Genomic DNA, 22,346 nt, shown 5'->3' with positions numbered 1-22,346 from the left:
GATGGGGAATGTGCTCGTGTTATACGACAGCAGAACGGGAAACACGAAGAAGATGGCAGAGCTGGTGGCAGAGGGAGCAAGGAGGGTAGCAGACACTGAGGTCAGGCTCAGGTCTGTTGAGGAAGCCACTAAGGAAGATGTGCTCTGGTGCCATGGTATGGCTGTGGGCACGCCCACCAACATGGGTATAGTGTCCTGGAAGCTCAAGAGGTTTTTTGACGATGTAATAGGAGACCTGTGGGGAAAGATTGATGGCAAGATTGGCTGTGCCTTTTCCTCTTCAGGTGGATGGGGCGGTGGCAATGAAGTGGCGTGCCTCTCTGTGCTTTATATGCTGATAAACTACGGCTTTTTAGTCTTTGGGCTCACTGACTACACTGGAAAAAAGTTTACCCTTCATTATGGCGCAGTTGTGGCAGGAGAGCCAAGAACTCAAGAGGAAAAGGAAGCCTGCCTGCGACTGGGCGAAAGGCTTGCCCAGTATGTGGCGGTGGTTTACGGGGGAAGAAGAGAGCTTTTAGAGCACATAATAAGCTTTGGAGGTAAGTTTCCATGGTAAAAGACTTTGAACTGAAGATAAACGGCAGACTATACAGGGTTAGGGCTTACGAAGATGAGCCCCTTCTGTGGGTTATACGCGAGAGGCTTAGATTGACTGGCACAAAGTTTGGGTGTGGTATTGGCATGTGTGGTTCCTGCACGGTTCTGATGGGCAGGCAGGCGGTCCGGTCCTGTCTTCTGCCTGTAAAGGATGCGGTGGGAAAGGAGATAACAACCATAGAAGGCATACCCTCCGACCATCCCCTCAAAAGGGCATGGCTTGAGCTTCAGGTGCCTCAATGTGGATACTGTCAGCCCGGTCAGCTCATGGAGGCATATGCACTTCTGATGGAAAATCCAAGACCCACAAGGGAGCAAATCATCCAGAGGCTCTCTTCTCACATATGCAGGTGTGGCACCTACAACAGGATAGTCAGGGCGGTAGAAACCGCCTCAAGAGGAGGCAAAGCATGATTACGAGAAGAGAACTTTTAAGACTGGGTGGTCTTACTCTTTCCGTCATGTTAACGCCCGGCGGCTACAGAATTCTCAAGGCTCAGGAAGTGCCAAGAAGGTATGCCCCAAACCTCTGGATAAACCTTTCAAAAGACAACTATCTTACTGTCTTTGTAAACAAGTCAGAGATGGGTCAGGGCGTCTACACAGGTCTTCCCATGCTCATAGCGGAGGAGCTTGACTTTCCCTGGGAAAGGGTAAGGGTAAGACCAGCTCCTGCAGGCAGAGCCTATGTAGACCCCAAGATGGGTATACAGCTTACTGGGGGAAGCACCAGCGTAAGAAACATGTATGAGACCCTCAGGCTCGCCGGTGCCAGCATGAGGGAGATGCTTATCAGTTCTGCCAGCAAAAAGCTGAGTATTCCAGCAGAGCAGATAAGGGCTGAGAGGGGACTGATTGTTGCAGGCGGCAGGCGCTACACCTACGGTGAGTTTGCAGACCTCGCCATGAAAGAGCCTGTGCCGTCAAAACCCAGACTCAAAAAACCGGATGAGTTTATATATATTGGCAGGTCTGTGCCCAGGCTTGATGCACCGGAGAAGGTAGAGGGCAGAGCAATCTTTGGCATAGATACCTTTGAAGATGGCATGGTCTATGCGGTGGTAGAAAGACCTCCCTACTTTGGTGCAAAGCCTATGAAGGTGGAGGCCAGCGAAGCAAAGTCTTTGCCTGAGGTGGTGGATGTCTTTCCCATATCCACAGGTGTGGCGGTATGCGGGCAGTCCTTCTGGTCCTGTCAGAAGGCAAGAGAAAGGGTAAGGATAGAGTGGAGTGAGAGCCTTGTGAAGGGCTGGGGGAATGAGGACCTTGAAAGATACTTTTTGCAGAAGTTGAAAGAGAGAGGTGAAGTGGTAAAGGTTAAGGGAAGCCCCCAGAAGGTTTTTGAAAGCTCATCCACAAGGCTGGAAGAGACCTATATACAACCCTATCTATATCACGCAACCATGGAGCCCATGGCGTGCCTTGCCTGGGTAAAGAAGGACGAGTGCATAGTCTACGCTCCCACTCAGTCCCAGACATGGGTTCTGGAGGCGGCAAAGAGAATAAGCGGGCTTCCAGAGAGCAGGATAAGGGTCATAACCACATATCTTGGGGGTGGCTTTGGAAGAAAGGCAAACGCAGAGTTTGTGGCAGAAGCCCTTGAGATATCAAAGAGGCTTGGAAAGCCCGTCAAGCTCATATACACGAGAGAGGACGACATCAGGTCTGGCTACTTCAGACCTTACAGTGCAACCCTTCTGAGAGCTTCCGCAGACCAGAAGGGCAACATAACCTCTCTTAGCTTTAAGATAGCAGTCCAGCCACTTCTGGGTGGGAGAGCATCAGTAGAGGGTGTGGAAAACATGTTTTATGACATTCCCAACCTGCATGTAGAAAGGGTGGATGTGGAGCTTCCAGTTAGCGTGTGGTTCTGGAGGTCAGTGGGCTCAACCCACAACGCCTTAAGCCTTGAGACATTTATAGACCGTATAGCCTACCAGACAAGGCAGGACCCGGGTGAGCTCAGGCTAAGGCTCCTCAAAAACAACCCGGTAGCCTACAGGGTAGTCCAGACCGCCATGGAAAAGGCAGGCTGGGGCAGGAAGAAAAACCTCGGCATTGCCTACCACTACTCCTTTGGAAGTCATGCCTGCCATGTGGCGGAGGTAAGCCTTGACAGAAAAACCGGTCAGGTAAGGGTTCACAGGGTGGTGGCGGTCATAGATGTGGGTCCTGTGGTGGTCCATCCCGACCTTATCCGCTCTCAGGTGGAAGGGGCTGTGGTTATGGGGCTCAGCATGGCTCTAAAAGAGCAGGTGAAGTTTGCAGGCGGTGGCGTTGAGAACACAAACTTTGGCACATACCAGCTTCTGAGGACCGATGAAGCGCCGGAGATAGAGGTTCACATACTCACCTCAAGGCGTGAGATGGGTGGGGTTGGAGAGCCAGGACTACCACCCACTGCGCCTGCGGTCGCCAACGCCCTCCTGTGGGGCTATGGCATAAGGGTAAACAGATTGCCCATGAGCCCAGAATACATAAAGAGCCTGCTGTGAAATTGAGCCTGCCCTTTCTGGAACACATAGGTGCGGAGCTGGTGAGCCTCTCCCCAGAGGAGGCGGTTCTGATGATAGATGTGAGGGACTATCACCTTCAACACCTTGGCTATGTGCATGGTGGAGTCATATCAAGCCTTGCGGACAACACAGGCTGGTATGCGGTGGTGGCAAACCTCCCAGAAGACAGAACCTCTGTCACCATAGAGATAAAGGTTAACTACCTCAAGCCTGCGGAGAGGGGTGAGCTGGTCGCAAAGGGGAAAGTTCTTAAGATGGGTAAAAGAGTTGCCTTTGCAGTGGTGGAGGTCTGGCAGGGCTCAGAGCTGGTTGCCTACGCCACGGGCACCTATGCGGTGCTTGAATTCAGAAGCTCCTGAACCTAATCCCCACTCTCCTCCGGATAGGTTATGCCTTCAACGGACATAAACTCTATATACTTCAGACCCCAGCGGTGCATGGCTTCAAAGATATCCTCAAGGCTTCTGCCTATTTCCGTAAGCTCGTATTCCACCATGGGAGGCACCACGGGATAGATAGTTCTGCTTACAAGCCCACAGGCTTCGAGCTCCCTGAGCTGTTTTGAGAGCATTCTCTGGGTGATTCCAGGTATTGCCCTTTGAAGCTCAGAAAACCTCTTTTTGCCGTTCATGAGGTTTTTTAGTATGTAGAGCTTCCATTTACCGCTCAGCGTCTGTATGGCGAGCTCTGCAGGGCAAACTACTGAGTTGTTTCTATGTTTCATGGAAGATAGTATATATCAAAACAGACCGTTCTTGACAGACATGCATCGGGGGATAAACTCAAAGGCAGGAGGTATAACCATGAGCGTAATGAAGGGGGTAAACTTCTGGAGCTTTCTCTTCGCATCTCAGATGGGGGGATGGGCTATGGTGGTGCTTGATATGGTGTATGCAGGATGGTTTGGGCTTTTTGGCGTATTCCCCGGCACAAAGGACTGGGGCTGGGTTCTCAAGCATCAGATAGATGCCACCCTTTTTGCCATACCTCTGGTGCTTCCCTATGTATGGAGGCTTCTACCGGGTCCGGGACTTCTCAAGGGCATAATCTACGGAGTGCTCTGGCACATATTTGTCATGATAGTTTCCTTTGTGGGAAGCCTTGGCAACGCCCTGTGGTTTCAAAAGCCCATGCCCGTGAATGCACAGATAAGCACCTTTGTGCTCCACGCAGTGTGGGGTGGAGTAACTGGCTTTCTTTACAATCCACCACAAAAGGAGGTGTAAACATGGCAAGACTTGTAAAGCTTACAGAAAAAGGACCCTACAAGTTAGAGGCTGGCGAGGAAACCTATTATCTTTGCCAGTGCGGTCTTTCTAAGAAGTTTCCCTTCTGCGATGGCTCTCACAAAAGAACAAAGGACGAAGAGGACGGTAAGCTATACTTATATGATGAAAACTCAAGGATAGAAATAAAGCTATAAAGGAGGCTTTTTATGAAGAACTTTGACAGGGAAAAGGCGGTTGAGTATGTGAAAAGGCTTGAAAGCCTTAAAGACCTTCTTTCAGCCTGCCTTGAAGAGGTGGAGGTATGCGCAAGCTACGCTCCTGTGGAGGGTTGTGAAGTCTTCATGAAGAGGCTATACGATAGCCTAAAGGAGCATCAGGAGGCAGTTCAAGAAGCTATAGAACACTGGAATTACATGGTATCTGTGGAGGAGTAAATGGTCTTTAAGTTTCCAGAAACCAACTGGCAGGTGCTTTTGCTTCCACAAAGAGAAAGCTGGCAAAGCGTAGAGGATTTCTTCAAGGTGGTGGAGCCAAAAGAATATGAGGTCTGGGCGGACATAGGCTGTGGTCCGGGATACTTTACCCTGCCTTTAGCTCAGCATGTAAAAAAGGTATATGCCATAGACCAGTCCTCCTTTATGCTGGAAAGGTGCAGGGAAAGGGTTCAGAAAGAGGGACTGAAAAACATAGAATATATGCTCTGTGAGGAAGACCACATGCCTTTAGAGGACAGAGCGGTCAGTGTGAGCCTTCTTGCCAATCTCTTTCATGAACTCTTAAAGCCCGAGGATTTTTTGGAAGAAGTTGGCAGGATAACCAGTCACAGAATAATACTTATAGACTGGCATCCTGTGCACTCACCAGCTGGTCCACCCCTTGAAGAGAGAGTGCCAGAGGATGAGGTGCTCAGCTTCATGGAAAAGAGAGGCTTTAAACTGCTGGAGAGACACTCTGTCTTCCCCTACCACTACTTTTTAATCTTCAGAGCAAAGGAGGCATAACATGATAACAGTAATTTACGCCCATCCCAATCCCAAGAGCTTCAATCACGCCATAAAGGAAGAGGTGCTCGGCTTTCTCTCCTCAAAGGGTCTCAGGTATGAACTTAGAGACCTGTATGCCATGGGCTTTGACCCTGTGCTTTCTGCGAGGGATTTTGAGACCTTTCTTTCTGGAAATGTGCCCGAGGACATAAGGAGAGAGCAGGACATTATAAAGGCGTCCAGCCTGCTTCTTTTTATCTACCCCATATGGTGGACGGGTATGCCCGCCATCCTCAAGGGCTACATAGACAGGGTCTTTAGCTATGGCTTTGCTTATGAGGAAAGGGATGGTGAGCTTGTAGGGCTTCTTTCTGACAAGAAAGCATTCATAATAAACACCCTCGGAGCTTCAGAGCTTGATTATAGACCGTCAGGTATGGAAGAATGTCTGATAAAGACCACAGACACGGGTATTTTCAAGTTCTGTGGCGTGGAGGTGCTCAGACACCTTTTCCTCTACTCGGTGCCTTACATAACCGAGGATGAAAGGAAGGCCATGCTGGAAATGATCAGAAAAGAACTGGAGGAGGTCCTATGAGAGAGTGTCTGAAGCTAATCACAGAAAGAAGGTCCATCACCTTTTTTGACCCTACAAAAGATGTGCCCGATGAGCTTATAAAGGAGATTCTTGAGGTCTCCGCCACTGCTCCTTCTGGCTACAACATACAGCCCTGGGAGGTCATTGTGGTAAAGGACAGGGAAAAGAAAAGGAAACTAAAGGAAATCTGCTATAACCAGCAGAAGGTGGAAGACGCCAGCGCCAACATAGTGCTCCTTGCCAACACAAGGGCTGGATTTGAGCATGTGGACAGAGTTCTTGACAGCTGGATAGAGCTGGGATATGTAAAGCCAGAGGCAAGGGAGAGCCTGAAGGCTCAGATTACCGCAGGCTGGCAGGACCCACAGAGGGCTTTCAGGAAAGCGGTCAGGGACACAGCCCTCTTTGGCATGACCATAATGATTGTTGCCAGAGCCTACGGACTTGAAACCCACCCCATGGAAGGCTACGACGAGCAAAAGCTTAAGGAATTTCTCCTTATAGAAGAGCACAAGGTGGTGCCCATGATAATAGCCATAGGCTACAAGGACCCTTCAAAAGAGCTACTGCCGAGGGCTTACAGGTTCAGGTTCGAGGAGTTTGGAAGGATAGTTTAGTGGAGTCCTTTTTTATATCCTTCGGCTCTGCCTTCCTCGCGGGGGCAATAAACGCAGTGGCCGGCGGTGGAACTCTCATCACCTTTCCCGCTCTTCTCTGGCTTGGGCTTGACCCTGTAGTTGCCAACATTACCAACACGGTAGCCCTCTGGATAGGTTCACTTTCTGGTGCCTTTGGCTTCAGAAAAGAATTCAAGGAGATAAAAAGCCTCATAGCACCCTTTTTCCTGTCTTCTGCTCTTGGTGCATTGGCTGGTGCCCTTCTTCTCCTCAATACACCCTCCCAGACCTTCAGGTCAGTGGTGCCCTTCCTCATATTCTTTGCAGTCTCCATGCTTGCCCTGAGCGAGGTGATAAAAAGGCTCATCTCCAGGTTTTCCCCTGAGAAAAGGGGGCTATACCTGCTCTTGCCTCTTTTTCTTCAATTCCTTACAGGTGTATACGGGAGCTACTTTGGCGCAGGCATTGGCATAATGATGCTGGCGAGCCTGACCCTTTCTGGAGTTCATCGCATCCACACCGCCAACGCCCTCAAAAACCTTCTGGGCTTTTCAATAAACCTTCTGGGTGCTTCCATCTTCGTGCTTAGCGGAAAAGTGAGCTGGCTTTATGCCCTTTCTATGATGCCAGGCTTTGCACTGGGTGGATATGTGGGAGCGAGGGTTTCTCTGGGACTAAGACCCAGGGTGGTCAGGCTTTTTGTGGTCATGTGGGGGTTTTCTATTGGAGTTTACATGCTGGTGGTAGAATAGTTGTATGCTCAAGCTCAACAGGGCAAAAACTGCAAAAGGAGAGCTGAGAGTCCCTTCCGACAAGTCCATATCCCACAGGGCTGTGATACTCTCTGCACTGGCAGAGGGCGAAAGCTACATAAGAGAGTGGCTCCCTTCCGAAGACACTAAGGCAACCCTCAAGATTGTTCAGAGCCTTGGCGTGGAGGTAAAGAGAAGGGGCAGGAACCTAAGGGTGGTGGGAAAGAACTTCCACTTCTGTGAGCCTGCTGATGTGCTGGACGCCAGAAACTCCGGCACCACAGCAAGGCTTATGATGGGAATGCTTTCAACTCAGCCTTTCTTCAGCGTAATAACGGGAGATGAGAGCCTCAGAGGCAGACCCATGCTGAGGGTTGTAGAGCCTCTCAGGCAGATGGGGGCCTTCCTTGACGGAAGAGAGAGTGGAAACAGACTGCCTGTATGCATAAGGGGTGGTCAGCTCAGAGGCATTTCCTTCTTTAACAAGAAGGCGTCCGCTCAGGTAAAGTCCGCCCTGCTTCTTGCAGGACTCAGAGCTGAAGGCTATACGGAGGTGGTTGAGCCAGTCCTCTCAAGGGACCACACGGAGAGAATGCTCAGAGCCTTTGGAGTGGAAGTCCTGCAGATGGAGGGTGAAAAGGGCCATGTGGCAAAGCTGAAAGGAGGTCAGAAGCTCACAGCCACAGAGGTTTTCTGTCCTTCAGACCCATCCTCCGCCAGCTTCTTTGTGGCTTTTGGCACCCTGCTGGAAGGCTCAGAGCTACTTCTGAAAGATGTGCTGGTAAATCCCACAAGGGATGGCTTTTTCAGAAAGCTCAGGCAGATGGGGGCAGACATAAGATACGAAAACATGAGAGAAATCTCGGGTGAACCCATAGCGGATGTTTATGTGCAATACAGGGGAAGGCTCAGGGGCACGCATGTGTCTGCGGAGGAAGTGCCCTCAATGATTGACGAACTTCCAATACTTGCTGTTGTCATGGCTCTGGCAGAGGGCAGGTCTTCCGTGAGGGGTGCTCAGGAGCTCCGTGTCAAAGAGAGCGACCGCATAAAGGCTGTGGTGGAAAACCTCAGAGCCATGGGAGCCATAGTAGAAGAATACGAGGATGGTTTTGAGATTGAAGGCGTTGAAGTGCTCAGGGGTGCGGTCATAAAAACCTACTCAGACCACAGAATAGCCATGGCTTTCTCTGTTGCAGGGCTTGTGGCAGAGGGAGAGACACTGATTGACAATCCAGAGTGCGTTGCTGTATCTTATCCAGCCTTCTACAGGCACCTTGACTATATTTTAAAGGGATGAGAGTGGATGACCTTCTTCTCAGAATGCGAGCGGTCTTTACTCCAGAGCAAGTGGAGGTGCTCACTGAACTTATCAAGTTTATGGACCAGCTTGTGAAAGCCACAGACTTTCTTGAAGTAAAAGAGGCAATAAATTCCCTCACAGATGTGGTGAGAGAACTTGCTCTTACTCAGAAGAAAACAGAAGAGGAGCTGAGGGAGCTGAAAGAGGTTCAGAAGATAACCGAGCAGAAGGTGGCAGAACTTGCAGAGGCTCAGAAAAGAACTGAAGAGGAGCTCAAAAGGCTCTCAGAAGCTCAGAAGATAACTGAGCAGAAGGTGGCAGAACTTGCAGAGGCTCAGAAAAGAACTGAAGAGGAGCTGAGAGAATACAAGAAAATCACAGAGCAGAGGTTTGCGGAGCTGGCTTCTGAAGTTAGAAAAACGCAGGAAATACTCCAGGATATGCTGATAGCTCAAAGGGAAATGAACAAAAAACTCGGTGGTATAGACCAGACTATGGGGTATATGCTTGAGAACGAGGCCTACAGGCATCTACCTGCCTACCTTGAGAAGCACCTGGGAATAAAAGTGATAAGTCGCATCATAAGAGAAGAAATTGGCGGAAAAGAGATAAACCTTCTGGCGGAAGGTGTGCGTAATGGCACTAAGGTGTTGATAGTGGGTGAAGCAAAAAGCAGGCTATCTATAGGACCAGAAAGAGCAAGAGATGTATTTGAAGAAGTGGAGGACAAAATAAGGACAGTGCTTGAAAGATTTGTGGAATACACTCCAGAGCAAGTATTGCCAGTTATTGTGACTCACTTTGCCAGCAAAGCCTTTCTGGAAGAGGCTCAGAAGCAGGGATACATAGTTGTTCAGAGTTTTGAATGGTGATTAGAAAGGCAAGGCTCAAGGACACTTCCGAGATTTATAACCTTATAAACCATTATGCCAAAAGTGGCATACTTCTTCCCAGAAGTCTCAACTCCATATACGAAAACATCAGAGATTTCTGGGTGTATGAGATGGACGGAAAGGTGGTGGGATGTGCAGCGCTTCATGTGGTCTGGGAGGACCTTGCAGAAATTAAGAGCCTTGCTGTGAGTGAAGATTACAGAGGCCTGGGTATAGGAACCATGCTTGTGGAGGCATGTCTGAAGGAAGCTGAAGAGCTTGGGGTAAAAAGGGTCTTTGTGCTTACTTATGCCCAGAGTTTCTTCTCAAAGCTAAGCTTTGAGGAAGTGGAGAAGATAAAACTACCTCACAAGGTCTGGGGCGAGTGCATAAACTGCGTCAAGTTTCCCTCCTGCGATGAAGTTGCCATGTGGGTTGACCTTGAAAAAGTTGCCTTTAAACATGACGCCAAAGTTTAGCTACATAACTTCAAGGGAAAGGCTGAGTAGCGTATACGAGCAACTCAGGGAGGAAAGATACCTCTTCCTTGATACTGAAGTCTCTGGTGACCAGATAAGGTTAGTTCAGGTTGGGGGAAAGGATGAAATATTCATACTGGACCTCTTTGACCTGGGTGAGGAGGGTATTCTTTTTCTGAAAAGACTACTTTCTGGCAGAGGTATAGTTGGCCACAATCTGAAGTTTGACCTCAAATACCTGTATGCTTATGGGATAGAGCCCTACGCTGTCTTTGATACCATGATAGCCAGTCAGCTCCTCGGCGATACGGACAAGCACTCCCTCCAGAAGGTTGCCATGCATTATCTTGGGCAGGTTCTGGACAAAGGCCTTCAGGCATCCAACTGGGGGCAGCCCTTTCTGGGAAGAGAACAGCTTGAGTATGCAGCGCTGGATGTAAAGGTGGTCAGAGAGCTTTTCCATATTTTCCTTGATAAGCTCAACGAGCATCCTCACAGGGAGGAGGTTCTTTTAAAAACCAGAACCTCAAAGGTTTTTGGACTTCTTAACCCGGTCGCCATAGTGGAGATGGCCTTTGTGCAGGAGACTGCAAAGCTGGAGCTGAAGGGCATACCTGTGGATAGGGAGGAGTTGGAAAGAAAGCTGAGAGAACAGGAAAAACTCCTTCAGAAAAAGGTCATGGACTTTATGTTCCGCTACAGAGCAGACCCCATGTCCCCAAAGCAGGTGGGAGAGCTTCTCACAAAAAAGTTTGGTCTTGACCTGCCAAAAACAGAAAAGGGGAACGTCTCAACAGACGATAAAGTTCTTGCAGAGCATTCACTTCACCCTGCAGTTTCTGAACTTCTTGAGATAAGAGGATTAAAAAAGACCATAGAAAAGCTTCAGGAAATCAGAGATAAACTCAGAGGAAACAGAGTTTATCCAGAGTTCAAGCAGATTGGTGCCATAACTGGAAGGATGGCAAGCATGAACCCAAACGTGCAGAACATACCAAGAAACCTCAGAAGCATATTTAAAGCAGAAGAAGGAAAAACCTTTGTAATAGCAGACTTCTCCCAGATAGAGCTCAAAATCGCAAGCGAGTATGTGGGAGAAGAGAAGATGATTCAGGCTTTTCTGCAGGGTAGAGACCTCCACAGGTATACCGCAAGCGTATTTCTGGGAAAAGCTGAAGAAGATATAACAAAAGAAGAGCGTCAGCTTGCGAAGGCTGTGAACTTCGGGCTCATATACGGCATATCTGCAAAAGGTCTTGTGGAGTATGCAAAAACCTACGGAGTGGACCTCTCCCCTGAATCTGCACAGAAAATAAGGGATAGCTTTTTCAACTATTACACCTCCATAAGGGCATGGCACGAAAGAGTAAAAAAGGAACTCAGAGAGTTCAAAGAATCAAGGGGGCATACCCTTCTTGGAAGACCATACATTGCCCATACTTTCCCTGATGCGGTGAACTACCCTATACAGGGGACGGGTGCAGACCTTCTAAAGCTCTCGGTGCTCATGTTTGATGCGGAGGCAAGAAGGGAAAACCTGAAAGCCAGTGTGGTCAACCTGGTTCACGACGAAGTGCTCGTTGAGTGTGAAGAAACTCAAGCAGAGAAGGTGAAAGAAGTTCTTGAGAGAACCATGAAGCATGCAGGCAGGATAGTTCTAAAGCAAGTTCCGGTGGAGGTTGAGGTTTTTGTAAACAAAAGATGGGAGAAGGATTAAATTATTAAGCATGGGGAGGCTGTGGGTTCTCTTAGGAATTTTAATCTTCTCCTGCGGTCCAAAGCTGAGCACGCTGGAAGAATACGAGAAGAAAAACCCATACCCCGCCGGTGAAGAGAGGCTCCAGTATGCTTCAAAAGGAAGCCTTATGCCCAGAAATGGCTATCAGGACCTATACTCAGAGAGGAGGGCCTCAAGGGTTGGAGACTTAATATTCCTTCAGGTGGTGGAAAGCATAAACGCAGTGGAGAGTGTCTCAAACCAGACTCAGAGGTCTTCAGCCTTTCAGCAGGGAATAAGCTCCTTCTTCGGGCTTTCTCAGAATACCCTTACAGACATAGGAGGTCAGGGCTCTGGGCAGATAAACACAAAGGGCTCAGGCAAAGTGCAGCAGACAGGTGTTCTGACCACAAAGCTCGCCGGAAGGGTGATGAAAGTTTATCCTAACGGCACCATGCTTGTGGAGGCGAAGAAAGAAATAATCATGAACAAGGCACAGAGAGAGGTGGTCCTCAGGGGCATAGTCAGACCTGAAGATATAGACAGCACCAACACTGTCTCCAGCGACAGAATAGCAAACCTTGAAGTTTTTATAGATGGAAAGGGTTTTCTGGCTGACGGAGGTAGCCCCGGATGGTTTGCAAGAATACTTGCAAAGGTTTTGCCCTTCTGATGCTTCTTTTTTCTCTTAGCTTTGCCACACGCATAGGAGATGTGGCCACCATAGAGGGAAACAGAAGTAACTATCTTGTGGGCTACGGTCTTGTGGTGGGTCTTAGAGGAACTGGTGATGGAAAGAGCACCCTCTTCACAGTAAGAAGTATAGCCAACATGCTGAGCAGAATGGGTATTGTGGTGGACCCCAGACGCATGACCACAAAGAACGTGGCCGCAGTGATGGTCACCGCCAAGCTTCCACCCTATGCAAAGCCAGGAATGGCTATGGACGTGGAGGTCTCTTCCATAGGTGATGCAAAAAGTCTTGAGGGTGGCACTCTCCTGCTTACTCCACTGAAGGGTCCAGACGGCGAAGTATACGCCCTTGCGCAAGGGCAGGTAATCGTGGGGGGCTACGAAGCAAGGGGAAGAGGAGCTCAGCAGATAAAAAACACGCCCACAGTGGGGAGAATACCAAACGGGGCTATCGTAGAAAGGGAGCTGCCCCTTCAAGGGATGCCAGAGGAGCTCAACATCTATCTGGACAACCCCAGCTTTTCCATGGCAAGGCTAATTCAGGACAGGATAAACGCAGAATTTGGCATGCAGGTTGCTCAGGCACTTGACGCAGGCACAGTCAGACTGAGAATCCCCGCCGGCGTTAACCCTGTTGACTTTCTCGCAAGGGTTGAGGACATAAATATAGATGTGCCTTCTGTGGCAAGGGTTGTTATAGACGGCAGGACCGGGACGGTTCTGCTTGGTGGTGATGTGACCATAAACCCCGTGTCCGTGGCTGTGGGGAGCCTTACAGTCACTATAAGGGAAACACCGGAAGTGGTCCAGCCCCCACCCCTATCGCCAGGAGAGACAAGGGTCGTTCCCAGAACGGAGCTGAAAGTTCAGGAAAAAGAGGCAAGGCTTCTCGAGCTCAGAGGTGCCAGTGTTTCACAGCTTGTGGAGTCTCTAAACAGAATAGGTGCAACGCCAAGGGAGATAATCTCCGTCCTTCAGGCAATAAAGGCTGCAGGAGCTCTAAGGGCAAAGCTGGAAGTGCTCTAAAGGAGCTGAAGCTCAAGCCTTGCCCTTTCCTCGTCCACACCCACCACTGTGACCTTTACCCTGTCACCCAGCCTGAAAACTTTACCACTGCTCACTCCCACAAGCCTGTGAGCGGGTTCATCGTAAATATACTGGTCTTCCTTCAAGCTCGTTATGCTCACAAGCCCTTCCACAAGATACTCCTGAATCTCTACAAAGATACCAAAGGAAGTCACGCCGGTTATTATTCCCTCAAACTCTTCACCTATGTGGGCTTTCATAAAGCGAGCTTTGAGTCTGTCTATTGCCTCCCTTTCCACATCCTCTGCAAGCCTTTCCTGCTGTGAGAGGTGCATGCCAGCCATTTCAAGGTATCCAACTGTTTTTTCGAAGTCTATATCCTCACCTCTGAGAGCCTTCTTCAGAAGCCTGTGAACTATGAGGTCAGGATACCTTCTTATTGGTGAAGTAAAGTGGGCATAGTGTTCAGAGGCGAGGCCGAAGTGTCCCAGATTGTGGGGCGAATAGTGGGCCCTTTTCATGCTTCTTAAGGTAAGAAACCTCACCAGATTTTCCTCAGGTCTTCCCTCAAAGTCCTCTATTATCTTCTGGAAAAACTTGGGGCTCAGAGAGGGCTTTTTAACCTTGTAGCCAAGCCCCGCAAGAATCTCAAGCAGATTCTCCACCTTCTGAGGGTCTGGCTTTTCGTGAACCCTGTAAAGACAGGGATAGCCTGCCCTTTCAAGGTGCATGGCAACCGTCTCGTTGGCAGACACCATAAACTGCTCTATTATCCTGTGGGCAACATGTCTTTCATAGGGCATAAGGGCAACAGGCTCCCCATATTCGTCCACGATGAGCTCCGCCTCTGGCAGGTCAAAGTCTATGCTCCCCCTCTCCCATCTTACCTTTGAAAGTATCCTGTAAAGGTTTTCCATAAGCCTGAGAGGTTCCACCAGCTGTGGATACCTGTTCTCAAGAGCCGGGTCGCCCACAATAAGCATAAGGGCTTCCCTATAGGTGAGCCTTGCCTTGCTCCTTATTACGCTTTCATATATATCATACTCTAAGAGCCTTCCCCCCTCATCAAAGAGCATCTCGCAGGTAAAAGCCAGCCTGTCCTCGTAAGGTTTAAGACTGCACAGGTCTCCTGCAAGCCTCTCTGGAAGCATGTGAAGTGCCCTGTCTGGCAGATAAAAGGTAAAACCTCTTTTAAATGCTTCCTTGTCCGTTGCAGACCCCTCCTGCACAAAATGAGAAACATCTGCTATATGAACCCAGAGTCTGTAACCTTCTGGAGACTTTTCTATTGCTACCGCATCGTCAAAGTCCTTTGCCTTCTCTGGGTCTATGGTAAAGCACAGCTGGTCTCTCAGGTCTTTCCTTCTTTTAAGTTCTCTTTTGAAGTCTACCCCCATACCACCCACTTCTCTGAGCACTTCCTCAGGGTATGAGATGGGCAAGTCATACTTTCTTATGAGCACATCTATGATAAGGTTCCTCTCTTCCGGATGTCCAAGCACCTCCCTTATCCTGCCCACAGCAGGACCTTCCTTTGTGGGAAATTTTTTTATCTCCACCACCACAAGTGTCCCATCCCTAAGGTCACCGCATGCGTTTCCCTCAAGGATTATGGTCTGATGCTGATTTTCATCCACAGGCAGGGCAAGGCAGGATTTTTTCTTCTTCTGAAGCTTGCAGACTATCTCCTTTTTTGCCCTTTTTAAAACCCTGAGAACCCTCACTTCCTTCTTTCCTCTGTATTCAACCACCCTGGCTCTCACCACATCCCCGCCGAAGAGCCTCGCCATCTCAAAAGGGGGTATGTATATGTCCTTTCTGCCCTCCCCAATCTGCAGAAAGCCAAAGCCAGCAGGATAGGGTATTACCCTGCCGCTAACTATCTCCTCTTCAGCACAGAAATACTTACCCTTTTGCAGACTCACCTTGCCTGACTTTCTGAGAGCCTTCAAGGTTTTCTTGAGAGCCTTTCTTCCCTTCTGGTCTAGCCCAAGCTGTCTGGCTATCTCTTCAAAGCTAAGGGGCTTCTTGCTGCCCTTGAGCAGGTTTAGAGTTAACTCTTCTATGGAAACCCCTTCCATTGTAAAATATTTAACCATGAAAGACTGGAAAAATTACAGTGCAAAAATCGAAGAGCTTAGAAAAGCCCTTGAAGAAAGCCTGAGCGGTCTTGATGTGGAGTATGAACTTAAAACTCCCGAAGACCCAGACTTTGATACCCGTTTTAGAGTGCCCTACGTGCTTCTGAGGTATTACACCGATGAAGAGCATGCACACGAGAGAAAGATAGAGCTCTTTGAGTATTACTTTGAGGCACCTGCTGAAGAGACCGCAAAGCTAATAAAGGATATGGTAGAGGAGTTTCTTATGGAGATAGACCAGAGCGAATACGGTGGTGGTTGAGATATAATAATAAATTTTGAAGAAACCCAGGAGGAAAAAGATGGCATTACCAAAGGCATTAAAGGAAGAGGTCATAAGAAGCTTTCAGAGGCATGAGAAGGACACAGGCTCACCCGAAGTGCAGATAGCCATACTAACCGAGCGCATAAACAAGCTTACTGAGCATATGAAAAAGCACAAAAAGGATGTGCATTCAAGACGTGGCCTTATAGCACTCATACATGCAAGGAGAAAACATCTTGAATACCTTAAAGAAAGAGATTACAGGAAATACCTGGAGGTAGTAGAAAGACTTGGGCTGAAGGTAAGATGATGGAAAGAGTTTCTGCAAAGCTGGGAGAATCGGAGATTGTAATAGAGACTGGGCTCTACGCCAAACTTGCCGATGGTGCTGTTGTTGTTCGTCAGGGTGATACGGCGGTTCTGGTTACTGCGGTGATGTCGGAAGAGCCCGTTCAGGGCATAGACTTTGTCCCGCTTTCTGTGGACTACAGGGAGCAGTCCTCTGCATGGGGTAAAATCCCCGGAGGTTTTGTCAAGAGAGAGGGCAAGCCCACAGACAGGGAGGTGCTGGTCTCAAGGGTCATAGACAGACCCATAAGACCCATGCTTCCAGAGGGCTTTTTTCACGATGTGATAATCACAGCCCTGACCCTTTCGGCAGATGACAGATATGACCCGGATGTGCTTGCCATAACCGGTGCCTCTGCAGCCCTGCACATTTCAAGAATACCCTTCGAAGGTCCCATAGCGGGTGTTAGAGTTTGCAGGATAGATGGGCAGTTTGTGGCAAACCCCACCTACGAGGAGCGTCAGAAGGCAGACCTTGAGATAGTTATGGCGGGAAGCAAGGACGCCATAGTGATGGTGGAGGGCGGTGCAAAGGAGGTGGACGAGGATACGCTCACAGATGCTCTATACTTTGGACTCCATGCAATTCAGGACATCATAAGGGCTCAGGAAGAGCTCAGAAGCAGGGTAGGCGTGACAAAGGTATCCTTTGAAGGTATGGAACTCCCTGAAGACCTTCAGAGGGCTCTGGAGGATTTCTGCACGGAGGGCATATTCCAGTCTTTTAGCATAGCAGATAAGCGGGAAAGAAAGAACTTCCAGTCAAACCTGTTAAAGAGCTTTATAGAAAGCCATCAGGTGCCGGAGGAGCTTCATTTCAAGCTGAGCTACAACTACAAAAAGCTCATAAGCAAGCTCATGAGAAAGAAAGTGCTCCTTGAGGGTGTGCGTATTGACGGAAGGGGTCCAAAGGACATCCGGCCCATAAGTATAGAGGTTCATCCTTTTGAAAGGCCGCACGGAAGTGCCATATTCACCAGGGGTCAGACTCAGGCTTTTGCCACTGCAACGCTGGGATCTCCAGAAGAAGCCCAGATGGTGGAAAGCATATACGAGGGAGAAACCTTCAAAAGGTTCATGCTCCACTACAACTTCCCTCCCTTCTCCACAGGAGAGGCAAAGCCCTGGGGTCCACCCAGAAGGAGAGAAATAGGGCATGGAGCCCTTGCAGAGAGGGCAATAGAGCCTCTCATACCACCAGAGACGGAGTTCCCCTACATCATAAGGGTGGTTTCCAACATCCTTGAGTCCAACGGATCCACCTCTATGGCAACCGTATGCGCCGGTTCTCTGGCTCTTTTTGATGCAGGAGTGCCCCTCAAAAAGCATGTGGCGGGCATAGCCATGGGGCTTATCATGGAAGGAGACAGGTATGCCATACTTTCAGACATACTGGGAGATGAGGACCAGCTTGGGGACATGGACTTCAAGGTGGCTGGCACAAAAGATGGAATCACCAGCGTGCAGATGGATATAAAGGTAAAGGGCCTCAGAAAGGAAATCATGAAAGAAGCCCTTCAGCAGGCAAAAGAAGGAAGGCTCTACATACTGGAAAAGATGTACGGGGCAATGCCAGAGCCAAGAAAAGAGGTCTCCCCCTACGCACCTAAGATTGAGATAATCACCATACCCGAAGACAAGGCTCTTGTGGTTATAGGACCCGGTGGCAGGAACGTGAAAGAGTTTAGGGACAAGATGGGGGTATCTGTATGGGTGCATGAAGGTGGTAGAGTTTCTCTCACATCCAGCTCAAGGGAAGCTATAGAGGAAGTAAAGAGGGCAATTCAGAACCTTATTGCGGAAGTAGAGGTTGGAAAAGTGTATAAAGGGAAGGTCACAAGGGTAGAGCCCTATGGAGTCTTTGTGGAGATACTGCCCGGCAAGGTGGGACTTCTGCACGTGAGCAAGATGGAGGGTTATATTAAAGACGTGAGGGCCCGTTTCAGCGTGGGGGATGAGCTTCTGGTGAAGGTGCTCGAGGTGGACGAACAGGGAAGGGCGAAGCTAACCAACATGGGCATAAGGGAGCCGGCGTAGCTCAGAGGCAGAGCGAGGCACTCGTAATGCCTAGGCCGTGGGTTCAAATCCCACCGCCGGCTTGGAGAAGACCATGAAGATAAAGGTCAAGAGGCTTCCACACTCAGAGGGACTCCCACTGCCCTTTTATGCCACAGAGCATGCCTCTGGCATGGACCTGCTGGCTGCAGTCTATGAGCCCCTAGTTCTAAGGCCCCTGCAGAGGGTCCTCGTGCCCACAGGCATCGTAATTGAGCTGCCACAGGGCTACGAAGCTCAGATAAGACCGAGAAGTGGCCTCGCCATAAGACACGGCATAACCCTTCTCAATACCCCAGGTACCATAGATGCGGACTACAGAGGGGAGATAAAGGTGATTCTCATAAACCTCGGGGAAGAGGGCTTTACCATAAACAGAGGGGACAGAATAGCGCAGATGGTCATATGTCCTGTGGTAAAGGTGGAGCTGGAGGAGGTGGAGGAACTCAGCGATACACATAGGTCTGATGGAGGCTTTGGCTCAACGGGATATAATATATAGGCCATGGACCTTCATACCATATTCCTCTATCTTGCCATAATACTGTTTCTCGCCAGAATAATAGGAGACACCTTTGGAAGGCTCGGGCTTCCCCCGGTTCTGGGGGAGATACTGGTGGGTGTTATCCTCGGAAAGAGTGCCCTGGGGCTTATTGAGCCCAGTGAGGTTATAAGACTTCTTGCAGAGATAGGGGTAATACTTCTTCTTTTTCACATCGGCCTTGAGGCAGACATAAACCAGCTGAAAAAGGTTGGTATTTCAGCCTTTGTGGTGGCTACTGTGGGGGCTTTTACGCCCATGGCGCTTGGAACACTCCTGAGCTACTACGCGCTTAACCTGCCCCTTACCGTTTCCCTCTTTATAGGCGGAACGCTGACCGCCACCAGCATAGGCATAACGGTAAGGGTGCTCGATGACCTCGGGAAGATGAAGGAGAGGTTTGCCCAGATTGTTCTGGGTGCGGCGGTGCTTGATGACATCTTTGGGGTTATAGTGCTTGCAGGGCTGTATGAATTTTCAAGGGAGGGCGTGGTTCACTTTGATGCCCTTACCATGCTCATTTTGTATATTGCCACCTTCTTCATCTTCTCGCCCATACTTGCCCAGATTCTTGCAAGGATAATAGCCATGCTATCAAGAAAGCTAAGAACGGAGGACTTCATACCACCTACAGTGGTTGCCACCATATTCCTCTTTGCCTTTCTTGCTCATGAGGTGGGCTCTCCGGAAATACTGGGTGCCTTTACCGCAGGACTTGCCCTCTCAAGACGTTTTGCCCTACCCTTTGCCCTCTTTTTGAGAACTGATGAAAGGCTCGCCCACAAGGTGGAGCATACCATAATGCCCCTTGTATGGGTCCTCACGCCCATATTCTTCGTGTATGTGGGTCTTCAGCTCAACCTCAAGGCGATAGACTTTTCCTCAGCAAAGTTCTGGACGCTATCGGCGCTAATACTGCTTGTGGCAATCGTGGGTAAGGTCATCTCTGGCTTTTTTGTCAGCGGCACCATGAGGGAGAAGCTCCTTGTTGGCTTTTCCATGCTGCCCAGGGGCGAGGTGGGGCTCATCTTTGCAGAGTTTGGAAGGCAGAGCAAGCTCTATGATGACACACTATACGCAGTTGTTATCTTTGTGGTGGCGGTCACCACACTGATGGCACCCATCGTGCTCAAATACCTTGCAAGAGAATGAAGGTAGAAGACTTTGACTATCACCTTCCGGAGGACCTCATAGCAAAGTATCCAGCCCAGCCAAGACACAGTGCAAGGCTCATGGTGCTTGATAGAAAGGACCAGAGCTTAAGGCACGACACCTTCTGGAACCTGCCCCTTTACCTTCAGGAGGGGGACCTTCTTGTCTTTAACAACTCAAAGGTTCTGCCCGCAAGGCTCTATGGAAGAAAGCCCACAGGTGGAAGGGTGGAGGTGCTTCTTACAGACTTTATCAGCAGGGAGGAGTGGTATGCACTCATAGGAGGCAGGGGCATAAGGGAAGGTCTCAGCATTGAGGTTGCGGAGGACCTTAGGGTGGAGATATTAGAGCACCTTGAGGAAGGACGCTTCCGTGTCAGGCTTCACTCTCCTGACCCCATAAAAGCCCTTGACAGACATGGGAAGATTCCCATACCACCATACCTGAAAAGAGAAGAAGAGCCATTAGACAGGGTTTACTATCAGACAGTTTTTGCCCAGATGGAAGGCTCTGTGGCGGCGCCCACCGCCAGCCTGCACTTTTCTGAAGAGCTTCTTAAAAGGCTTGAGGAGCATGGCATAAAAAGGACCTTCATAACCCTTCATATATCCTACGGCACCTTTAAGCCTGTAAGGGTTCAGGAGGTGGAGCTGCACAGGGTGGACCCTGAGTATGTGAAGGTCTCGGAGGAGGCGGTAAGAGCCATAAGAGAGGCAAAAGCCCTGGGCAGGAGGGTTGTGGCTGTAGGCACCACAGTGGTTAGAGCCTTAGAAACTGCAGGCTATGAGCCTTTTGAGGGATGGACGGACCTGTATGTATATCCGGGATACAGCTTCAGGGTGGTGGACGCCCTTATCACCAACTTCCACCTTCCAAGGTCTTCTCTCCTCTTTCTTGTCTGTGCCTTTGGAGGTAGGGAGTTTATACTCAGGGCTTACGAAGAGGCTGTAAGGGAGAAATACAGGTTTTACAGCTACGGGGATGGGATGCTTATACTCTGACTACTCCACCCAGTAGTTGGGTGCTTCCTTCGTTATCTGCACATCGTGCACGTGAGACTCCCTGTAGCCCGCCCAGGTGATACGCACAAACTTTGCCTTCTGACGCAGCTCCTCAAGACTGCTGGCACCCACATAGCCCATGCCAGACCTGAGACCCCCCACAAGTTGATATATAACATCGCTCAGTTTGCCCCTGTAGGGCACTCTGCCCTCTATGCCTTCGGGCACGAACTTCTCCAGCCTCTCCTGTGCGTATCTGTCTGCGCTCCTCCTGCTCATCATGGCACCCAGTGAACCCATCCCCCTGTATACTTTATAAGCCCTTCCCTGATAGTAGACGGTCTCGCCGGGGGACTCTTCCGTGCCTGCAAGCAGGTTTCCCAGCATAACAGAGCTTGCGCCCACCGCAAGGGCTTTTACTATGTCTCCCGAATACCTTATACCTCCATCTGCAATCACTGGAACTCCATACTCCTGTGCCACCTCGTAAGCCCACCTTATGGCAGTTAGCTGCGGCACTCCAACCCCAGCCACTATGCGCGTGGTGCATATGGAACCTGGACCCACTCCTACTTTTATGGCATCCGCACCCGCCTTTATAAGGTCAAGGGCACCTTCCTTTGTAGCCACGTTGCCTGCGATTACCTGAAGCTCTGGATAGTGGGATTTTATGTTTTCTACCGTCTCCAGAACCCTCTTTGAATGACCATGGGCTGTGTCTACCGCCACAGCGTCCACTCCAGCGGAGACAAGGGCGGAGACCCTTTCCATGGTGTCTGGGCCTGTGCCCACCGCCGCACCAACCCTCAGCCTTCCCAGCTCATCCTTACAGGCGTTAGGATACTTTCTTCTTTTGGTTATGTCCTTTATGGTTATAAGGCCCACGAGCCTTCCTTCCCTGTCCACAATGGGCAGTTTTTCCACCTTGTGTTTTTGAAGTATCTCTGTAGCCTCCTCAAGGGTAACCCTTTCCTGAGCCACCACAAGGTTCTCGGAGGTCATAAAGAGGGAGACGGGCTTGTCGTAGTCGGTGGACTTTATGAACCTCAGGTCTCTGTTGGTCAGTATCCCCACAAGCCTGTTGCCGTCGCTCACAACGGGAACACCCGATATCCTGTATCTTTCCATTATCTCAAGGGCTTGCCTGACTGTTGTATCCGGTGTGACCGTTACCGGCTGGAGTATCATACCACTCTCTGACTTTTTGACCCTTTCCACCTCCTGAGCCTGCTCTTCTACGGAGAGGTTTCTGTGGACTATGCCTATTCCTCCCTCACGGGCGAGGGCTATGGCAAGGCGGGACTCAGTCACAGTATCCATGGCGGCGGAGACTATGGGTATGTTGAGCCTTATCTTCTTTGTGAGCCATGTGGATACATTCACCTCGTGAGGCAGAACTTCAGAATACTGAGGAATTAAAAGCAGGTCATCAAAAGTATAGGCATCAAATACTTCCAT

26 protein-coding genes and 1 tRNA gene are annotated in these 22,346 nt (G+C 49.7%); 24 read left to right on the top strand and 3 right to left on the bottom strand.

What is annotated here, in order from left to right:
* Position 1: 1 nt before the first annotated feature.
* The 4 genes from ACKRDP_RS01215 to ACKRDP_RS01200 are packed head-to-tail and all read left to right on the top strand — an operon-like array spanning position 2 to position 3,475.
* Positions 2-559: a flavodoxin family protein gene (locus tag ACKRDP_RS01215; RefSeq protein WP_409152931.1), complete on the top strand. Its 558-nt coding sequence runs from the start codon at positions 2-4 to the stop codon at positions 557-559.
* Positions 553-1,014: a (2Fe-2S)-binding protein gene (locus ACKRDP_RS01210; protein WP_409152930.1), complete on the top strand. Its 462-nt coding sequence runs from the start codon at positions 553-555 to the stop codon at positions 1,012-1,014. Before ACKRDP_RS01215 ends, ACKRDP_RS01210 begins: the two co-directional genes overlap by 7 nt.
* The gene (locus ACKRDP_RS01205) at positions 1,011-3,095 is read left to right on the top strand and encodes a xanthine dehydrogenase family protein molybdopterin-binding subunit (RefSeq protein WP_409152929.1); all 2,085 of its coding nucleotides are present in this window, start codon (positions 1,011-1,013) and stop codon (positions 3,093-3,095) included. Before ACKRDP_RS01210 ends, ACKRDP_RS01205 begins: the two co-directional genes overlap by 4 nt.
* A complete protein-coding gene (locus tag ACKRDP_RS01200) occupies positions 3,092-3,475 on the top strand; it encodes a PaaI family thioesterase (protein WP_409152928.1) in 384 nt (127 codons plus the stop codon). Before ACKRDP_RS01205 ends, ACKRDP_RS01200 begins: the two co-directional genes overlap by 4 nt.
* 2 nt (positions 3,476-3,477) lie before the next feature.
* Here the strand turns inward: ACKRDP_RS01200 and ACKRDP_RS01195 are convergent, their stop codons facing one another.
* Positions 3,478-3,840, bottom strand: a complete 363-nt coding sequence (locus tag ACKRDP_RS01195; RefSeq protein WP_409152927.1) for a winged helix-turn-helix transcriptional regulator — start codon at positions 3,838-3,840, stop codon at positions 3,478-3,480.
* Here ACKRDP_RS01195 and ACKRDP_RS01190 point away from each other — a divergent pair.
* Genes ACKRDP_RS01190 through ACKRDP_RS01130 form a run of 13 tightly spaced genes read left to right on the top strand, consistent with a single transcriptional unit; the run spans position 3,839 to position 13,385 of the window.
* Entirely contained in the window at positions 3,839-4,342 is a 504-nt protein-coding gene (locus ACKRDP_RS01190; RefSeq protein WP_409152926.1) for a hypothetical protein, read from the top strand. The two genes, ACKRDP_RS01195 and ACKRDP_RS01190, sit on opposite strands and share 2 nt — an antisense overlap.
* A gap of 2 nt (positions 4,343-4,344) precedes the next feature.
* The gene (locus ACKRDP_RS01185; RefSeq protein WP_409152925.1) at positions 4,345-4,539 is read left to right on the top strand and encodes a CDGSH iron-sulfur domain-containing protein; all 195 of its coding nucleotides are present in this window, start codon (positions 4,345-4,347) and stop codon (positions 4,537-4,539) included.
* Between the two features lie 12 nt (positions 4,540-4,551).
* The gene (locus ACKRDP_RS01180; RefSeq protein ID WP_409152924.1) at positions 4,552-4,779 is read left to right on the top strand and encodes a hypothetical protein; all 228 of its coding nucleotides are present in this window, start codon (positions 4,552-4,554) and stop codon (positions 4,777-4,779) included.
* Positions 4,780-5,346 (top strand): class I SAM-dependent methyltransferase, encoded by a 567-nt coding sequence (locus ACKRDP_RS01175; RefSeq protein ID WP_409152923.1) that lies wholly within the window; start codon positions 4,780-4,782, stop codon positions 5,344-5,346.
* Between the two features lies 1 nt (position 5,347).
* The gene (locus ACKRDP_RS01170; protein WP_409152922.1) at positions 5,348-5,926 is read left to right on the top strand and encodes an NAD(P)H-dependent oxidoreductase; all 579 of its coding nucleotides are present in this window, start codon (positions 5,348-5,350) and stop codon (positions 5,924-5,926) included.
* On the top strand, positions 5,923-6,543 hold the full coding sequence (locus ACKRDP_RS01165) for a nitroreductase family protein (RefSeq protein ID WP_409152921.1): 621 nt from the start codon (positions 5,923-5,925) through the stop codon (positions 6,541-6,543). The genes ACKRDP_RS01170 and ACKRDP_RS01165 overlap by 4 nt, the downstream gene beginning before the upstream one ends.
* On the top strand, positions 6,543-7,295 hold the full coding sequence (locus tag ACKRDP_RS01160) for a sulfite exporter TauE/SafE family protein (RefSeq protein ID WP_409152920.1): 753 nt from the start codon (positions 6,543-6,545) through the stop codon (positions 7,293-7,295). The genes ACKRDP_RS01165 and ACKRDP_RS01160 overlap by 1 nt, the downstream gene beginning before the upstream one ends.
* Positions 7,296-7,299: 4 nt before the next feature.
* Positions 7,300-8,595: a 3-phosphoshikimate 1-carboxyvinyltransferase gene (aroA, locus tag ACKRDP_RS01155; protein WP_409152919.1), complete on the top strand. Its 1,296-nt coding sequence runs from the start codon at positions 7,300-7,302 to the stop codon at positions 8,593-8,595.
* Entirely contained in the window at positions 8,592-9,470 is an 879-nt protein-coding gene (locus ACKRDP_RS01150) for a DUF8196 domain-containing protein (RefSeq protein ID WP_409152918.1), read from the top strand. The genes aroA and ACKRDP_RS01150 overlap by 4 nt, the downstream gene beginning before the upstream one ends.
* Positions 9,464-9,949: an N-acetyltransferase gene (locus ACKRDP_RS01145; RefSeq protein WP_409152917.1), complete on the top strand. Its 486-nt coding sequence runs from the start codon at positions 9,464-9,466 to the stop codon at positions 9,947-9,949. The genes ACKRDP_RS01150 and ACKRDP_RS01145 overlap by 7 nt, the downstream gene beginning before the upstream one ends.
* On the top strand, positions 9,933-11,666 hold the full coding sequence (locus ACKRDP_RS01140; RefSeq protein ID WP_409152916.1) for a bifunctional 3'-5' exonuclease/DNA polymerase: 1,734 nt from the start codon (positions 9,933-9,935) through the stop codon (positions 11,664-11,666). The genes ACKRDP_RS01145 and ACKRDP_RS01140 overlap by 17 nt, the downstream gene beginning before the upstream one ends.
* Positions 11,667-11,676: 10 nt before the next feature.
* Positions 11,677-12,339: a flagellar basal body L-ring protein FlgH gene (locus ACKRDP_RS01135; RefSeq protein WP_409152915.1), complete on the top strand. Its 663-nt coding sequence runs from the start codon at positions 11,677-11,679 to the stop codon at positions 12,337-12,339.
* Positions 12,339-13,385, top strand: coding sequence for a flagellar basal body P-ring protein FlgI (locus ACKRDP_RS01130; RefSeq protein WP_409152914.1), 1,047 nt, complete (start codon positions 12,339-12,341; stop codon positions 13,383-13,385). The genes ACKRDP_RS01135 and ACKRDP_RS01130 overlap by 1 nt, the downstream gene beginning before the upstream one ends.
* Here ACKRDP_RS01130 and rnr read toward each other — a convergent pair.
* Positions 13,382-15,484, bottom strand: coding sequence for a ribonuclease R (gene rnr / locus ACKRDP_RS01125; RefSeq protein ID WP_409152913.1), 2,103 nt, complete (start codon positions 15,482-15,484; stop codon positions 13,382-13,384). The two genes, ACKRDP_RS01130 and rnr, sit on opposite strands and share 4 nt — an antisense overlap.
* Between rnr and ACKRDP_RS01120 the strand changes: the two genes are divergently transcribed.
* From ACKRDP_RS01120 to queA, 7 genes are all read left to right on the top strand, one after another.
* Positions 15,483-15,788, top strand: coding sequence for a dephospho-CoA kinase (locus tag ACKRDP_RS01120; protein WP_409152912.1), 306 nt, complete (start codon positions 15,483-15,485; stop codon positions 15,786-15,788). The genes rnr and ACKRDP_RS01120 overlap by 2 nt on opposite strands.
* A 40-nt stretch (positions 15,789-15,828) precedes the next feature.
* The gene (rpsO, locus tag ACKRDP_RS01115) at positions 15,829-16,101 is read left to right on the top strand and encodes a 30S ribosomal protein S15 (protein ID WP_409152911.1); all 273 of its coding nucleotides are present in this window, start codon (positions 15,829-15,831) and stop codon (positions 16,099-16,101) included.
* Positions 16,098-18,176, top strand: a complete 2,079-nt coding sequence (locus ACKRDP_RS01110; RefSeq protein ID WP_409152910.1) for a polyribonucleotide nucleotidyltransferase — start codon at positions 16,098-16,100, stop codon at positions 18,174-18,176. Before rpsO ends, ACKRDP_RS01110 begins: the two co-directional genes overlap by 4 nt.
* A tRNA-Thr gene (locus ACKRDP_RS01105) sits at positions 18,167-18,238 on the top strand. The genes ACKRDP_RS01110 and ACKRDP_RS01105 overlap by 10 nt, the downstream gene beginning before the upstream one ends.
* Before the next feature lie 11 nt (positions 18,239-18,249).
* On the top strand, positions 18,250-18,696 hold the full coding sequence (gene dut / locus ACKRDP_RS01100) for a dUTP diphosphatase (protein WP_409152909.1): 447 nt from the start codon (positions 18,250-18,252) through the stop codon (positions 18,694-18,696).
* A 3-nt stretch (positions 18,697-18,699) separates the two neighbouring features.
* Positions 18,700-19,887: a cation:proton antiporter gene (locus ACKRDP_RS01095; RefSeq protein WP_409152908.1), complete on the top strand. Its 1,188-nt coding sequence runs from the start codon at positions 18,700-18,702 to the stop codon at positions 19,885-19,887.
* The gene (gene queA, locus ACKRDP_RS01090) at positions 19,884-20,888 is read left to right on the top strand and encodes a tRNA preQ1(34) S-adenosylmethionine ribosyltransferase-isomerase QueA (protein WP_409152907.1); all 1,005 of its coding nucleotides are present in this window, start codon (positions 19,884-19,886) and stop codon (positions 20,886-20,888) included. Before ACKRDP_RS01095 ends, queA begins: the two co-directional genes overlap by 4 nt.
* Here queA and guaB read toward each other — a convergent pair whose 3' ends face one another.
* Positions 20,889-22,346, bottom strand: a complete 1,458-nt coding sequence (gene guaB, locus ACKRDP_RS01085; RefSeq protein ID WP_409152906.1) for an IMP dehydrogenase — start codon at positions 22,344-22,346, stop codon at positions 20,889-20,891.

It is taken from the genome of Pampinifervens navoyensis (genome assembly GCF_046159715.1).
GTDB lineage: Bacteria > Aquificota > Aquificia > Aquificales > Aquificaceae > Pampinifervens.
Note: the sequence above shows the minus strand (reverse complement) of the source record. Positions and strands in the feature narration are given on the sequence as shown.

Excerpts from the sequence above, each read along its gene's own strand:
- ACKRDP_RS01215 (WP_409152931.1), top strand. The coding sequence starts at position 2 with ATGGGGAATGTGCTCGTGTTATACGACAGCAGAACGGGAAACACGAAG.
- ACKRDP_RS01210 (WP_409152930.1), top strand. The coding sequence starts at position 553 with ATGGTAAAAGACTTTGAACTGAAGATAAACGGCAGACTATACAGGGTT.
- ACKRDP_RS01205 (WP_409152929.1), top strand. The coding sequence starts at position 1,011 with ATGATTACGAGAAGAGAACTTTTAAGACTGGGTGGTCTTACTCTTTCC.
- ACKRDP_RS01190 (WP_409152926.1), top strand. The coding sequence starts at position 3,839 with ATGGAAGATAGTATATATCAAAACAGACCGTTCTTGACAGACATGCAT.
- ACKRDP_RS01195 (WP_409152927.1), bottom strand. The coding sequence starts at position 3,840 with ATGAAACATAGAAACAACTCAGTAGTTTGCCCTGCAGAGCTCGCCATA.
- ACKRDP_RS01185 (WP_409152925.1), top strand. The coding sequence starts at position 4,345 with ATGGCAAGACTTGTAAAGCTTACAGAAAAAGGACCCTACAAGTTAGAG.
- ACKRDP_RS01180 (WP_409152924.1), top strand. The coding sequence starts at position 4,552 with ATGAAGAACTTTGACAGGGAAAAGGCGGTTGAGTATGTGAAAAGGCTT.
- ACKRDP_RS01175 (WP_409152923.1), top strand. The coding sequence starts at position 4,780 with ATGGTCTTTAAGTTTCCAGAAACCAACTGGCAGGTGCTTTTGCTTCCA.
- ACKRDP_RS01170 (WP_409152922.1), top strand. The coding sequence starts at position 5,348 with ATGATAACAGTAATTTACGCCCATCCCAATCCCAAGAGCTTCAATCAC.
- ACKRDP_RS01165 (WP_409152921.1), top strand. The coding sequence starts at position 5,923 with ATGAGAGAGTGTCTGAAGCTAATCACAGAAAGAAGGTCCATCACCTTT.
- aroA (WP_409152919.1), top strand. The coding sequence starts at position 7,300 with ATGCTCAAGCTCAACAGGGCAAAAACTGCAAAAGGAGAGCTGAGAGTC.
- ACKRDP_RS01150 (WP_409152918.1), top strand. The coding sequence starts at position 8,592 with ATGAGAGTGGATGACCTTCTTCTCAGAATGCGAGCGGTCTTTACTCCA.
- ACKRDP_RS01145 (WP_409152917.1), top strand. The coding sequence starts at position 9,464 with ATGGTGATTAGAAAGGCAAGGCTCAAGGACACTTCCGAGATTTATAAC.
- ACKRDP_RS01140 (WP_409152916.1), top strand. The coding sequence starts at position 9,933 with ATGACGCCAAAGTTTAGCTACATAACTTCAAGGGAAAGGCTGAGTAGC.
- ACKRDP_RS01135 (WP_409152915.1), top strand. The coding sequence starts at position 11,677 with ATGGGGAGGCTGTGGGTTCTCTTAGGAATTTTAATCTTCTCCTGCGGT.
- ACKRDP_RS01130 (WP_409152914.1), top strand. The coding sequence starts at position 12,339 with ATGCTTCTTTTTTCTCTTAGCTTTGCCACACGCATAGGAGATGTGGCC.
- ACKRDP_RS01120 (WP_409152912.1), top strand. The coding sequence starts at position 15,483 with ATGAAAGACTGGAAAAATTACAGTGCAAAAATCGAAGAGCTTAGAAAA.
- rnr (WP_409152913.1), bottom strand. The coding sequence starts at position 15,484 with ATGGTTAAATATTTTACAATGGAAGGGGTTTCCATAGAAGAGTTAACT.
- rpsO (WP_409152911.1), top strand. The coding sequence starts at position 15,829 with ATGGCATTACCAAAGGCATTAAAGGAAGAGGTCATAAGAAGCTTTCAG.
- ACKRDP_RS01110 (WP_409152910.1), top strand. The coding sequence starts at position 16,098 with ATGATGGAAAGAGTTTCTGCAAAGCTGGGAGAATCGGAGATTGTAATA.
- dut (WP_409152909.1), top strand. The coding sequence starts at position 18,250 with ATGAAGATAAAGGTCAAGAGGCTTCCACACTCAGAGGGACTCCCACTG.
- ACKRDP_RS01095 (WP_409152908.1), top strand. The coding sequence starts at position 18,700 with ATGGACCTTCATACCATATTCCTCTATCTTGCCATAATACTGTTTCTC.
- queA (WP_409152907.1), top strand. The coding sequence starts at position 19,884 with ATGAAGGTAGAAGACTTTGACTATCACCTTCCGGAGGACCTCATAGCA.
- guaB (WP_409152906.1), bottom strand. The coding sequence starts at position 22,346 with ATGGAAGTATTTGATGCCTATACTTTTGATGACCTGCTTTTAATTCCT.